Source organism: Pseudomonas sp. NFX15 (assembly GCF_049132105.1).
GTDB lineage: Bacteria > Pseudomonadota > Gammaproteobacteria > Pseudomonadales > Pseudomonadaceae > Aquipseudomonas.
Genome location: NZ_JAFMPV010000044.1, coordinates 1 through 13,749, shown reverse-complemented (window position 1 = coordinate 13,749; position 13,749 = coordinate 1). Strand labels below are relative to the sequence as shown.

The window sequence follows — 13,749 nt, the reverse complement described above, 5'->3', positions numbered from 1 at the left end:
ACAGCTCAGTGTCGACCACAGACAACTGGTCACCGGACGGGCGCTATAGGGTGCGACTTCAGTTCTTGAGCCCATTGCCCGGAGTCATCATGACCGCACCGATTACCGTTCTTCGCGACACCCACCCGTTGCCTGTGCTTGATGCCTGCAAATGGGAAAAACTCGAAGGCGACCCGCACACTGTCAACCTCAATGCCTACACCAGCGAAGACGGCAGCAAGATCATGGGCACCTGGATCTGCACGCCGGGCAAGTGGTACGTGGATTACGTGAAGTGGGAGTACTGCCACTTCCAGGAAGGCTACTGCATCATCACCCCGCAAGGCATGGCGCCGATCCATTTGCGTGCCGGTGATATTTTCGTCGTCGAGCCGGGGATGAAAGGCACCTGGGAAGTGGTGGAAACCGTGCGCAAGTATTTCGTGTTTGCCTGAGACAAAAAAAACCGGGAATCACCCGACGTGATCTCCCGGTAAACATCTTTCGGCACACGCAATTCTTGTGGCGAGGGGGCTTGCCCCCGTTCGGCGGCGCAGCCGTCGTAAAATCGACAGACGCGGTGTGTCTGGAGCTGCGCGCGTACCGGTTTTGGGTCCGCTTCGCGAACCAACGGGGGCAAGCCCCCTCGCCACAAAAGCCCTCGTCCACAGCGTTATTGCGGCTTGCGATAGCTGTTAATAATCGCCGAGAAGTCATTCCCCCCTTCCCCGCGCAAGCTCATCGCCTGATACAACTGTTGGGCCACCGCGCCGAGTACCACCGGCTGATGCGCCTGCCGCGCCGCTTCGGTCGCCAGCCCAAGGTCCTTGAGCATCAACTCCGCTCCGAAACCACCGGTATAGCCGCGCGACGCCGGTGCCGTTTCAACGATACCCGGCCACGGGTTGTACATCTCCGAACTCCAGCAACGCCCGGTCGAGCTGTTGATGATCCCTGCCAGCACTTGTGTGTCGATGCCCAGCGCGTCACCCAACGCCATGGCTTCGCTGACGCCGACCATGGAAATCCCCAGCAGCAGGTTGTTGCAGATTTTAGCGATCTGCCCGGTGCCGACCTCACCACAATGGACGATGTTGCGCCCCATTTGCGCCATTACCGGTTGCAGGTTGGCGAACAGTTCAGGCGTGGCGCCGACCATGAAGGTCAGCGTCCCGGCGGCCGCACCACCAGTGCCACCAGAGACCGGCGCGTCGGCCATGGCCACGCCCTGTTTGGCAGCAGCGGCGGCCACGTCCCGCGCAGTCTGCGGATCGATGGTGCTGCAATCCACGGCCGGTACGCCTTGGCCGATCCCGGCCAGCACGCCATCCTCACCCAGCCACACACTGCGCACATGCACCGCGGCAGGCAGCATGGTGATGACCAGTTCAGCACCTTCTGCCGCTTCACGGGCCGAGGCGCTGATGCTGCCGCCCAGTTGCTCAAGTTCCGCCAGCACCGTCTTGTTCAGGTCCACCAGGCGCAACGCATGGCCGGCCTTGATCAGGTTGCGCGCCATCGGCGCGCCCATGTTGCCCAGGCCGATAAAAGCGATCTTCATGTCCGGCTCCTTATCGCAGGTTGATGGTGGTGTTCACACCGTCGTTGACGCTGTCGTCATCGAACCAGCGGCTGGTGACGGTCTTGGTCTGAGTGTAGAACTGCACCACTTGCTTGCCGTACGGGCCGAGGTCGCCGAGCTTGGAACCACGGGAACCGGTGAAGCTGAAGAACGGCACTGGCACCGGGATCGGGATGTTGATGCCCACCTGGCCGACATCGATCTCGGTCTGGAACTTGCGCGCCGCCGCACCGCTCTGGGTGAACAGGCCCGTGCCGTTGCCGAACGGGTTGGCGTTGACCAGCGCGATGGCCTCGTCGAGCGTATTGACCTCCAGCACCACCAGCACCGGGCCAAAGATTTCCTGGGTGTAGATCTGCATGTCGGTGGTCACGCCGGAGAACAGGGTCGGGCCGACAAAGTTGCCCTTCTCGTAACCGGGCACCGAGATCTCGCGACCGTCGAGCTCCAGTTTCGCGCCTTCCTTGATGCCGCTTTCGATCAGATCGAGAATCCGCGCCTTGGCCTTTTTCGAGATCACCGGGCCAACGTCAGTGCCCGGCTCGCTGCCGGCATTGACCTTGAGCTTTTGCGCAAGCGCCTTGAGATCCGGCAGCCATTGCTTGGCCGCGCCCACCAGCACCACCACCGAGGTGGCCATGCAGCGTTGGCCGGCAGCGCCGAAACCGGCACCCACCAGCGCATTCAGCGCCTGCTCGCGATTGGCATCGGGCAACACCACGGCGTGGTTCTTGGCGCCCATCATCGATTGCACGCGCTTGCCGTGCTTGCCCGCCAGGTCATATACATGGGTGCCGACGGCGGTCGAACCGACGAAGGAAACCGCCTTGATGTCCTTGTGCGTGCAGAGCCCGTCCACCACGTCCTTGCCACCGTGCACGACGTTGAGTACGCCGGCCGGAATGCCCGCCTCGATCGCCAGCTCCACCAGCAGCATAGTCGACATCGGGTCCTGCTCGGACGGCTTGAGCACGAAGGTGTTGCCGCAGGCGATGGCCATCGGGAACATCCACAGCGGAATCATCGCCGGGAAGTTGAACGGGGTGATGCCGGCGCACACGCCGATCGGCTGGCGCAGGGTGTAGGTATCGACACCGCCCGCAACGTTTTCAGCGAATTCGCCCATTTGCAGCGTGCCGATGGAGCAGGCGTGCTCGACCACTTCCAGGCCACGAAAAATGTCGCCTTCGGCGTCGGCGATGGTCTTGCCTTGCTCGGCGCTCAGCACCATGGCAATGCGCTTGGAGTGTTCGCGAATCAACGCCTGCAACTTGAGCATGATGCGCATCCGCGCGCCGATGGGCGTCAGCTTCCAGGTCTGGAAGGCGCGATGCGCGGCGCTGATGGCGGCGTCGACTTCTTCGGTGGTGGCAAACGGCACTTTGGCCAGCACTTGCTGGGTCGCCGGGTTGACGATGTCGTGCCATTCGGTGGACTTGGATTCGACCCACTCGCCGTCGATCAACAGTTTGACCTTTTGCACGGTGGTGTCATGGGGCGTGAGCGATGCGTTCATGTGGGTCTCCGGATCGTTGTTTTTATCTGGGAGCCAAGACGAAAGGTTCGCCTTGAGATGAGGCGTATGTCGCGAATGGTTGTCGGACTGTTTTTGGAGTATAGATGTGCAAACTTCTAATAAGAACGCACATAAAAACCGGTCCAACATGCAAAAAAACATCACCTCCCTCGGTTCGCTGAACTGGGATGACCTCAAGTTTTTCCTTGAAGTGGCCCGCACCCGCAAGGCCAGTACCGCGGCCAAGCGCCTGGCGGTGGACTACACCACGGTGTCGCGCCGCATCAGTTCTCTGGAAACGGCATTGGGCACATTGCTGTTCGAGAAGTCCCGGACCAACGGCTTCGTGCTGACCGCCGAAGGCCAGCGCTTGATGGGCTATGCCGAGTCAATCGAGAGCACCCTGCACATGGCGTGCGAGCAAGTGTCCGGGTCCGGCGTGGCGCTGTCCGGTCATGTGCGCATGGGCTGCACCGAAGGTTTTGGTAGCTTCTTCATCACCCCGCAGCTGAGCCACTTCGTCGACACCTACCCGGCGATCTCGGTGGACATCCTGCCGTTGCCGCACTTCATCAGCCTGTCCAAGCGCGAAGCCGACATCGTCATCGCCCTGGAGCGCCCGGAGCATGGCCCGTACGTCTGCTGCAAATTGTGCGACTACCGATTGCAGCTGTACGCGACCCAGGAATACCTGGACAACCACCCACCGATCCGTCGGCCGGCAGATTTGGCAAAACATTCGTTTATCAGTTACGTCGACGACCTGGCATTCAGCTCGGAGCTGTTGTACCTGGCCAACGTATTGCCCGGTGCCAGCGCCAACCTGCGCAGCACCAGTGTGATCGCGCAATTCGTGGCGGCGCAGCAAGGACGCTCACTGGCGATCCTGCCGTGCTTCCTCGCCACCCAGGACCCGCGCCTGCTGCCAGTGTTGCCGCAGGAAATCGACATTACCCGACAGTTCTGGATGTACTGCCGTGAGGACCTGCGCAAGCTCAAGCGGATTACCCTGTTGTGGGACTACATCCGCCAGGTGACCGAGCAGAATCAGGGGCTGTTGATGGGGGAAAGCCGGGAGATGTTGTTTGCCGATTAGTCGGAGCTGACCACCATCGCGACCCTGCGACTTTCGGTGCGGCCACCACTGGAGGTGTTGTTGGTGGCCACGCTGCTGCCCAAGCCACTCACTGACCTTTTAGACTGGCGGCTCGCTGCCGTCCTTCAACTCCAGCATCAGTCCGCTCAAGCGCTTGACCCGGCGCTTCACCGCCTCTTCAAACACCCCGGCACGCGATTCGATCAGGGTGAACCAGTCTTTGGCCCGGGTAATGCCGGTGTAGATCAGCTCTTTGGTGAGGACCGGGTTCAAGGCATCGGGAAGAATCAGCGCGGTATGGGCGAACTCCGAGCCTTGGGATTTATGCACGGTCATGGCGTACACGGTTTCGACGTCATTCAGGCGACTGGGCAGGACAAAACGCACGCCGCCCTGGCCATCGTTGCGGGGGAATGCCACGCGCAAGACCTGTTTTCCAGCCCCTTGGCCGTCTTGTTCCGGCAGCTTGAGGGCAATGCCGATATCGCCGTTCATCAAGCCCAGGCCGTAGTCGTTGCGGGTCATCAGTACCGGCCGACCTTCGTACCACTGCTGGTCGCTGTCGATCAGCCGCGCCCTGAGCAGTGCGTCTGTCACTCGCTGGTTCAAGCCCTCTACGCCCCACGGCCCCTTGCGCACGGCGCACAGCAACTGGAACGCGTCGAAGGCCTGCAACACGTCTCGCGCCCAATCAGTCCAGACCGAATCGTCCAGCGGGCGGTACAGTGGCGGACGCTGATTGCGCAGTACATTCAGGTAATGTCGATAGCCCTGCGGGCCGTCGCCATGGCCATCGAGAAGCAAGCGCTCCAAGGCCCGATCCTGTTCGCCCTTGAGCGGCAAGCAATACACATCGTCATGGCTGCGCGCCGCCAACAACTTGCGAGCTTCTTCGGGTTGCTGCTGGTTGACCCAGCGAGCCAGTTGGCCGATACCGCTGCCTTCGCCGAATCGCCGGGAATGCCGCAACATCACAACCTGCTGAGCCAGTGGATGTGTGCCCTGCGTGTCCTCCTGCAATCCGCTGGCTTGCAGATTTTCGCCGCTGACATCCTCCAGCCATTGGCGAGTCTGCGGGTTGTACCAGCCCGCCTCGGCGTCGCGACATAAATCCCCCAGCACCGCACCAGCCTCCACCGAAGCCAGTTGATCCTTGTCACCCAGCAGCACGAGGCGTGCATGGGTCGGCAAGGCGTCGAGCAGGTTGGCCATCATTTCCAGGTCAATCATCGAGGCTTCGTCCACCACCAACACATCCAGCGGCAGGCGATTGCCCGCGTGATGGCGAAAATGCCGTGTGCCCGGACGGCTGCCGAGCAAGCGGTGAACGGTGGTGACGTCGGACGGGATCCGGGCGCGGATGGCCTCGCTCACTTTCAGGCTCTGCACTTGCTGGCTGATGGACTCGGTCAAGCGTGCAGCAGCCTTGCCAGTGGGTGCCGCGAGGCGAATGCGCAGGGGCATGCCGGCCTCGACCGCTGGCGCCTGGAGCAGCGCGAGCAAACGCACGACCGTGGTGGTCTTGCCGGTGCCCGGTCCCCCCGTCACGATGCTGAAGGCGCTGCGCGTCGCCAGGGCACAGGCGAGTTTCTGCCAGTCGATCACTTCACCCGGCCGGGCGGCGCCAAACAACCCCCTGAGGCGCTCGGCCAGGTTGTCGGGTGTCGCTTCGTGTTGCACCAGGCGCTCACGCAACGAGAGGTCGATCCGCCGTTCGTAGGCCCAATAGCGGCGCAAGTACAAGCGTTTGCCCGAGAGTACCAATGGTCGATCGCGCACGTTGTCGCGACTGTCAGCGGCCAGTGCGACCAGGTTGCTGGCGGCCAGCACCTTGCACCAATGCGCTCCATCCAGTGCGCCGAGCAGCTGTGACGGCAACAGCATCGCGCCGCCTTGCACGTCACCTTCGGGTGGCAACGACAGGGCGAAGTCCGGTTCTTTGAGGGTCTCGAACAGGTCGAGGCAGACATGCCCGTGGCCCAATTGATGGCTGGTCAGCGCGGCGGCCAGCAACACCAGTGGATCATCCTGCGGCGCCAGCTCATGTAGGAACGCGACAAAGGCTTTGTCCAGCGCCCGCAACCAGCCACGCTCGACCCAGCGTGTGAGCAATACCAGCAAATCGTCGGCACGCGTCAGCGGTGCCAGCTCGGCCAGGTTTTCGTCTGCCAGCGAGGTCGGCAACAAATCGGCGAAGGTGCGGCTCATAGCAGTACTCCCTGTTCCCAGGCGGGCTCCGCCTGGGGCTCTGGCTTGCCCTGGAACAACCTGTCCAGGCGCTCGATCAACTCTTTTGGCGGCCGGGCAAAAAACACACCCTGGCTGGGTGCACGTGTGCCGCGCAGAAACACGTACAGCGCCCCGCCAACATGCCGGTCGTAGTCGTAATCGGCGAGCCGCACCTTGAGCTGGCGATGCAGGGCCAACAGGTACAATACGTATTGCAGGTCATAGCGATTGTCGAGAATCGACTGTTCCATGGCTTGCGCGGTGTAGGCCATATCATCGACGCCGAGCCAGTTGGATTTGTAGTCGGCGACGTAATAGCGGCCGTCATGCTCGAACGTCAGGTCGATGAAGCCCTTGAACATGCCGTTGAGCAACACCGGCTCTGCGGCCACGCGGGCCACCCCGTTATGGGTGTATCGGCACACCAGCGCATCGAGCTTGAGCACATCGACCTTGTGGCTGGCGAACCAGAACTCCATCTCGACCTGATACTGGGTCAACTCTGCGAATATCACCGGAGCCTGACCGGCACCCAGTGGCAATGGCGATTGGAGCAGATGCTGCAGCCAGTCGCTCAAGGTGCTGATCCAGCCCTTCCAGCCCCGACGATTGCAGCGACGGGCAACGGCGTCGATCACCGCTTGTGGCGCGGCAACAAACCCCTCGCCTCCCGCCCATTCGAGCAAGCCATGGAGGAAGGTGCCGGGATTCGGGCCGCGCGGGAAGCGATGGATATCGCCGCCACTGGCCACCACCTCTCGGGGTGCCTGCGGGTCGAGGCGTTCGTCATCGAACAGCTTTTGCGCCTGCGGGCTCTCCGGTGCCTCGTCGGTACCGATACTCAAGGTGTCGCCAATGCGCAACGCGCTGTAGGAAGCGATCCACCAGTTTTCACTGGCCTTGCGTTTCGGAACTCGCGCAGCCAAAAGGGCCGCATCGTTTTTCGGGGGCTGGTAGTGTTCTGCAGTCGCTTCAGGCATCTCGGCATAGGCAAGCGCCGGGCAACCCTGCTGCAAGTCCCGCAACCAAAGCTGCAAAGTCGGGGACTCGGCCAATGGCGCGCCACCGCCCAGCAGATAACCCAATGCCGACAGATGCAGCACCGAGCCATTGTTGTTGCCGCGCTTGAGGTCAGCCACCCCCAGCCAGCAGGCGTGCTGCGCCCGGGTCAGGGCGACATACAGCAAGCGCAGATCCTCGGCCAGACGCTCATCGTCGGCCAGGGCAATCAACTCGGGTGTCGGTTTCAACGTGACCTGGGCATTGCCTGATTCATCGTGGTAGTGCAATGGCAGACGACTGCCATCCACTGGTTTTGCCGAGCAAATGAACGGCAGGAATACCAAGGGATATTCGAGGCCTTTTGACTTGTGAATGGTCACGACCTTGACCAATTGCTCATCACTTTCCAGTCGCAGGATCTGCTCTTCGCCCGCCTGCCCGGACAACGCCAGGTGCTCGGACAAATGCCGGATCAGGGCTTGCTCGCCATCGAGTTCGGCGGCCGCTTGTTGCAGCAATTCGGACAAGTGCAAAAGGTTGGTCAACACGCGCTCGCCGTCACTGCGGGCGATCAACGCCTGGGGCAGACGGAAGTCATGCAGCAGGCGTCGTAGCATCGGCAGTACACCCTGCTTGCGCCAGACTTCGCGATAGCCACGGAACTGCATGACCCGAAATTCCCAGGCCAGCTCGTCCTGGTTCAGCCGCTCCAGTTCCGTCAACGACAGGTTCAAGGTGATGCTGGCCAACGCAGCCCGCAGCGGGCGCTCGACATCCGGTTCGGCACAGGCCTTGAGCCAGGTCAGCACGTCATGCGCCTCTTGGGCGGCGAACACCGAATCCTTGTCCGATAGATAAACACTGCGCACGCCACGATCAGCCAGTTGCGTACGAACCGCCTGCGCTTCCTTGCCGTCGCGTACCAGGATCGCGATGTCTGCCGGTAACAGGCCTCTGAAGGCTTTGCCATCCTGGGCGAAACCTGCCTGCCCTTGCTGTCCGCCATTAAGCAATGCGCTGATTTCACTGGCACAGGCCGCCGCCAGTTGCTGCCGGTACACCGCACCGGACAACGGTTGTTCGGCCGGCAGGTGCCAGACGTTCAAGGCAGGCACTGTCTGCTGATTGATGCACAGGACTTCTTTGCGACCTTGGGAGGCGACGGGCAGGAACGGCACCGGGTTGTCGCCGTTCTCCTCGCGGAACAGGAAAGCGCCGCGTCCTGACTCCCGCGCTTCGGCGCGCGCGAACACATGGTTCACCGCGCTGACCATGCCATGGCTGGAGCGGAAGTTGGTGCCCAGGGTGTGCAGCCGGCCAGTGGTGGCCTGGCGGGCGCGCAGGTAGGTATGGATGTCGGCGCCGCGAAACGCGTAGATCGCCTGTTTCGGGTCGCCGATCAGGAACAGGCCGCACTCGGGACTGTTCTCTTCAATGCGGTAAATTCTCTCGAAGATCCGGTATTGCACCGGGTCGGTGTCCTGGAACTCATCGATCAGGGCGACCGGAAACTGTTCACGAATCAGGGTTGCCAGTCGCTCGCCGCCATCGGACTGCAAGGCCGCATCAAGGCGCAGCAACATGTCGTCGAAACCCATTTCCGCGCGACGGCGTTTCTCCTCCTCGAATCGCGCCCCGACCCAGCGAGCCGCGTGTTGCAGCACGGCGGCATCGGGCGTTGGCAGTCCGTCGAGACAGGCCTTGAGGTCGGCCATCGCATCGAGCCCCGGATGCCTGGGCACTTCGCCTTTCCAGGCTTCAGCCATGCCATTCGGGGTCAGGCGAGTGAAACCGGTGCCGATATCCAGTTGCTCAAGGGACTCGTCCTCGGCCCAAGCCTTGAGCTTTTCAAACCAGGGCTCGAAATAGCGTGCCTGCATCTTACGACCGTCGACGCTCTTGCTCGCGACGCCCTGGTGACAGATCGCAAGCAACTCGTCCGCCCACTGCAACCAGGGCTGCTTGAGTTCGATCAGGGCAGTCCGTCGCTGTTGCAAACATTGCGCAATCACCTCGGCCGGTGCTTGCCCTTCAAGGGAGTCCCGCTCGCTGGCAAACAGCGCTCGAATCCGCGGCAGCAGCGCCGCCGGGCCGCCCCAATTACTGCGCACCCAATTCAAGGCGTCACCCTGCATCGGATAGCAGAACAGCCGCCAGTAATCGCGCAGGACTTCACCCAGCAAATCGCTGTGGTCGGTTTCCAGGGACTGGGTAAACAGGCTGCCGCTGTCGAATGCGTGCTCGCGCAACATGCGCTGGCACCAACTGTGGATGGTCGATACCGCCGCCTCGTCCATCCACTGGGCGGCGATGTCCAGGCGATTTGCGCAGCCGGGCCATTGCTCGGGCACGTACTGATCACGCAACTCGGAAATCAAGCCGTCGGGGGCCGGTGTTTCGTCGCGAAAATATCGTGCAGCCTCGGCGAGCCGCGTGCGAATGCGCTCGCGCAACTCTTTGGTGGCGGCGTCGGTGAACGTCACGACGAGGATTTGCGGCGGCAACAGTTCACGTCCAAAGCCATTGGCCTCGCCGCCATGGCCAAGCACCAGGCGCAGGTACAACGCGGAAATGGTGAACGTCTTGCCGGTGCCGGCGCTGGCTTCGATCAGTTGACTGCCACGCAGCGGGAACGCCAGTGCCAGCGGTGTCTTCGTGCTCATCAGCGCGACTCCTCGCTGGACAGTGAACGCCAGGGCGCTTCAAGCAGCGGACGATAGAGTGCATCACACCAATCGGTGAACGTCTCGTCGGCGATCAACGCATCGTAGTCGGCGAACTGGCGGGCGAGGGCCGGGCTTTCGCCGCGCTCTCCCTCGGTCGTCTGCCCATCACCTTCATAGGCCTTGCGTGCCGCGGTATCGGCTTTGACCGGGTCGGTTTGCCCCAGCCAGGCGAAGGCGGTCTTGACCGCGACTGGGAGCGGCTGGCGCATGCCCGACTGCCAGGCCATCAATAGATCACTCAGTATTTTTTGCGCGGCGGACTCATCCAGCGGAGCGAGCAACAGGCTGTCGTCACTGGCCACCAAGGCGGTAGTCAACGCCATCCCGCTGGCACAAGCCACCAGATGATTGACCCACGGGCGTGTCAGGCGATGCCATTTGCGCGACTTGATCGAGCCGATGCTGTTGGGGATCGTGGTAATGGACAACAAGCCACCGTCGGCGCGCTGATGCAGACCGCTGAGCCAGCCCTCGATGAACAGGCCTTGCAGTTCAAGATTGACCGGCAGCGCACTGCTGAGCGGAGTCGGCCACAACGCCAGGAGCTGTTGGTGGCGTTGCAACAAATCCGGCAGCGGCTCGATCAACTCGCGTTGCAGGCATTCGCCAAATCCGGCCAGGGGCAACAGCCCGCTGTTTTGCAGGCGTTTCGCTTGAGCCTCCAGTGCCTGATCGGAATTACCCGGTTCAGCCAGCGCGGCTTCGAGCAATCGATCACTGAGGCTGTAACGCTGCAGAGCATCCAGCACGAAAGGCTCTTCATCGGCTAATGGCACTTCAGCCGCCTCAAAGAAGACTTTCAGCCGCTGGCTGAAAAAATGCCTGACCGGGTTGCGCAGGAAATCCTGCAACTGACCGAGACTGAGGGGTTCATCCTGCACGTGCTCTGCAAGCACTTCACTGGTGGCTAACGCCTCCGTCGGCTGATGGAGAACCTGCCATTCGCTGGCGTAGCTGAACGACGCGTCCCCTTCATGAAAATAGCGGGCACTGAAGGGTTGCAACGGGTGTTCCTGGGTCATGGCTTCAAGCAAATCCTTGTCGCCTTGTTGCAAACGCCAACCGCTAGCCAGGTGATCACGCAACTGGCCAATCAACACCGATGCGGGTCTTTCGCTGTTATCGCGGATGCTGCGGCCGACCCAACTGATGTAGAGCTGGTCTCGAGCCGACAACAAGGCTTCCAATAACAGATAGCGGTCATCTTCGCGCCGTGAGCGATCACCCGGACGGTAGTCACTGCCCATCAGGTCGAAATCCAGCGGCGGCTGCGCGCGTGGATAATCACCATCATTCATGCCCAGCAGGCAGACCAGCCTGAACGGGATGGCGCGCATGGGCATCAAGGTGCAGAAGTTGACCGCGCCGGCCAAAAAGCGCTGGGACAAACGACCCTGGTCGAGACCGGCAAGCCAGGCCTCTCGGACGACGGTCAGCGGCAACTCGTCCTGCAGTGCCACTGATTCGCAGGTATCGAGCCACGTCTCACGCAACTCTTCGAGTTGGCCCAGCAAGTAATCATCGTGTTCGTTGCTCGCCAGGAAGAACAACTGCACCAGGGCCTGTAAACGCACGCCCCATTGCTCCGGTCGCGCCGGCTGTGAGAGTTCCTGATGAGCAACTTGCAGTGCATCCAGCAGTGCCACCAAGGGTCCAATGAGTGTAGCGTCCAGGCCACCGATTTCGTCGTAGGGCTCGATGCCCTCGTAAGCATCGGCGCTGCCAACGGCGTAACCGAGCAGCATCCGTCGCAAGCCGAAACGCCAACTGTTTTGTTCCAATTCACTCGGCAATCCGAGACCGGCACGTTGCTCGGCATTCATGCCCCAACGAACGCCGGCACCTTCGATCCAGCGGTGCAGTGTCGGCAGGTCGCGCTCTTCGACACCGAAGCGGGCACGCAGCGCCGGAACATCTAGCAAATCGAGGATCTCACTGACGGGGAATCGGCTGTCAGGCAGCTTGAGCAGATGTTCCACAGCGATCAGCAATGGATCGCGGCCGCGCTGGCCCTGGTCCGCCAGGGTGAACGGAATGAAGCGCGGGTCGTGGCGCTCAAGTTGCCCGAAGACGGCACGAATATGCGGTGCGTAGCTGTCGATGTCAGGGACCATCACAATGATGTCCCGAGGGCGTAATTGCGGATCAGCGCTGAAGCGCTCGAGTAGTTGATCGTGGAGAATCTCGACTTCTCGCTGGGCGCTATGCGCGATGTGAAAACAGATCGACTGGTCCTTTTCGAGATCGACTGCGGGCCAGCGCTCACGCGTCTCGTTGAGAGGACGCAATTCGAGAATGTCATCCTGCAACTGATTGAGCATGTTCAATGGGAGGCTATCGCTGAACAGGTCAATGCGCCCATCACGAAAAGCCGAGCGATAGCTGTTCGGATCATCGTAACTGTCGAGCAGGTTGATGTAGTCCCGCCCCTGCTTGCCCCAGGCTGCCAGCAACGGATGCGCGTGCTGATGGAGGGTTTGCGGATCTAACACGACCGGCATGCCGCTTTTGCGTGCCTGACGCTTGTATTGATGCCGCAACAGGTCTTTATCGGCGACGATGTCTGCCCAATGGTGCCGGCACGGGTTGTGTACGCACAGCAGGACCTGGCTGAATCGCGCCAGTCCCGCCAGTGCTTCCAGGGCTTGGGCAGGCAGGGAAGAGATTCCGAAAACGATCACGCGGGAGGGCAATCCCTTGGGCGCTGTTTCGAGAGTATTGATACGTTCGACAAAGCGTTGATGGACGCCGGCGCGGCTTTGCGCCATGCCTTCTTCACCCACATCCATCAAGAGTGCGCGCCATAACTCTGCCTGCCAGCAGTTGGCCGGACCAAGGGGCTTGGCTTCGCCTCTCACACTTCTGATTTGATGACGTCCTTCGGCCCAGTCTTCAAGCCAGTCGGCTCGATACACCTGGTATTGGTCGAACAAATCCGCCAGGCGCTCCGACAGTTGATAGCGTTTGCGCAGGTCAGTGTCATGGGTGAGGAAGCGCTGCAGTGGCTCGAAGTGCGGCTGGTTGATCAATTGCGGAAGCAGTCGCATCAGTCGCCAGGTCAGCGGGGCTTTATCGAGCAGGGATTTGACCGGAATTTCATCCCGACCAAGCACCGTGCGATAGAGCTGCCACATGAAGCTGCCGGGCAACTGCACGTCGATGGCAGCGGCGATGCCGCAGCCTCCCATGTCGTCGTCTTCGGAGTCCTCCGCCAGTGCCAGCTTCAACCATTGGGCGATGCCATTGCTCTGCACCAAGGCGATTTCGTTTTCCAGGGGAGCGAGCGGGTAGCGTCGCATCCAGCTCACCACCAGGCTGCGCAACTCGTCCAGGCGGTTACCGTGAACCACCATAAAACCAGCACTGAGGGGCGTCGCGTCCGGCATAAAGGCTTCCTTGGAAAATACAAACACTAGGGCCGAACCTTAGCATTGTCGGGAGACTGTGACAGGGTGGACCTGTCCGGTATTGCTGTACGAACTTTCCTGCGGACAAAAACAAAACCCCAACTGCTTTCGCAATTGGGGTTTTGGAATTTAATCTTGACGATGACCTACTCTCACATGGGGAAACCCCACACTACCATCGGCGATGCATCGTTTCACTGCTGAGTTCGGGA

The 13,749-nt window shown here is 61.3% G+C and carries 7 protein-coding genes; 2 read left to right on the top strand and 5 right to left on the bottom strand.

The features are described from left to right. Nucleotides 1-89: 89 nt before the first annotated feature. Nucleotides 90-434: a cupin domain-containing protein gene (locus J1D76_RS27090; protein WP_421141406.1), complete on the top strand. Its 345-nt coding sequence runs from the start codon at nt 90-92 to the stop codon at nt 432-434. A gap of 218 nt (nt 435-652) precedes the next feature. Here the strand turns inward: J1D76_RS27090 and mmsB are convergent, their stop codons facing one another. Together mmsB and J1D76_RS27080 are read right to left on the bottom strand one after the other, a co-directional pair. Beyond that, nucleotides 653-1,540 (bottom strand): 3-hydroxyisobutyrate dehydrogenase, encoded by an 888-nt coding sequence (gene mmsB, locus J1D76_RS27085; RefSeq protein WP_421141405.1) that lies wholly within the window; start codon nt 1,538-1,540, stop codon nt 653-655. 10 nt (nt 1,541-1,550) lie between these two features. Then, a complete protein-coding gene (locus tag J1D76_RS27080; RefSeq protein WP_421141404.1) occupies nt 1,551-3,077 on the bottom strand; it encodes a CoA-acylating methylmalonate-semialdehyde dehydrogenase in 1,527 nt (508 codons plus the stop codon). 148 nt (nt 3,078-3,225) lie between these two features. On the opposite strand from J1D76_RS27080, the gene J1D76_RS27075 reads away from it, so the two are divergent. Next, nucleotides 3,226-4,173, top strand: a complete 948-nt coding sequence (locus J1D76_RS27075; protein ID WP_421141426.1) for a LysR family transcriptional regulator — start codon at nt 3,226-3,228, stop codon at nt 4,171-4,173. 99 nt (nt 4,174-4,272) lie between these two features. On the opposite strand, the gene recD is transcribed toward J1D76_RS27075, so the two are convergent. Genes recD through recC form a run of 3 tightly spaced genes read right to left on the bottom strand, consistent with a single transcriptional unit; the run spans nt 4,273 to nt 13,516 of the window. Next, nucleotides 4,273-6,381 (bottom strand): exodeoxyribonuclease V subunit alpha, encoded by a 2,109-nt coding sequence (gene recD, locus J1D76_RS27070; protein WP_421141402.1) that lies wholly within the window; start codon nt 6,379-6,381, stop codon nt 4,273-4,275. Next, on the bottom strand, nt 6,378-10,067 hold the full coding sequence (gene recB, locus J1D76_RS27065) for an exodeoxyribonuclease V subunit beta (protein WP_421141401.1): 3,690 nt from the start codon (nt 10,065-10,067) through the stop codon (nt 6,378-6,380). The genes recD and recB overlap by 4 nt, the downstream gene beginning before the upstream one ends. Next, nucleotides 10,067-13,516, bottom strand: coding sequence for an exodeoxyribonuclease V subunit gamma (gene recC / locus J1D76_RS27060; RefSeq protein ID WP_421141400.1), 3,450 nt, complete (start codon nt 13,514-13,516; stop codon nt 10,067-10,069). The genes recB and recC overlap by 1 nt, the downstream gene beginning before the upstream one ends. Between the last annotated feature and the right edge of the window lie 233 nt (nt 13,517-13,749).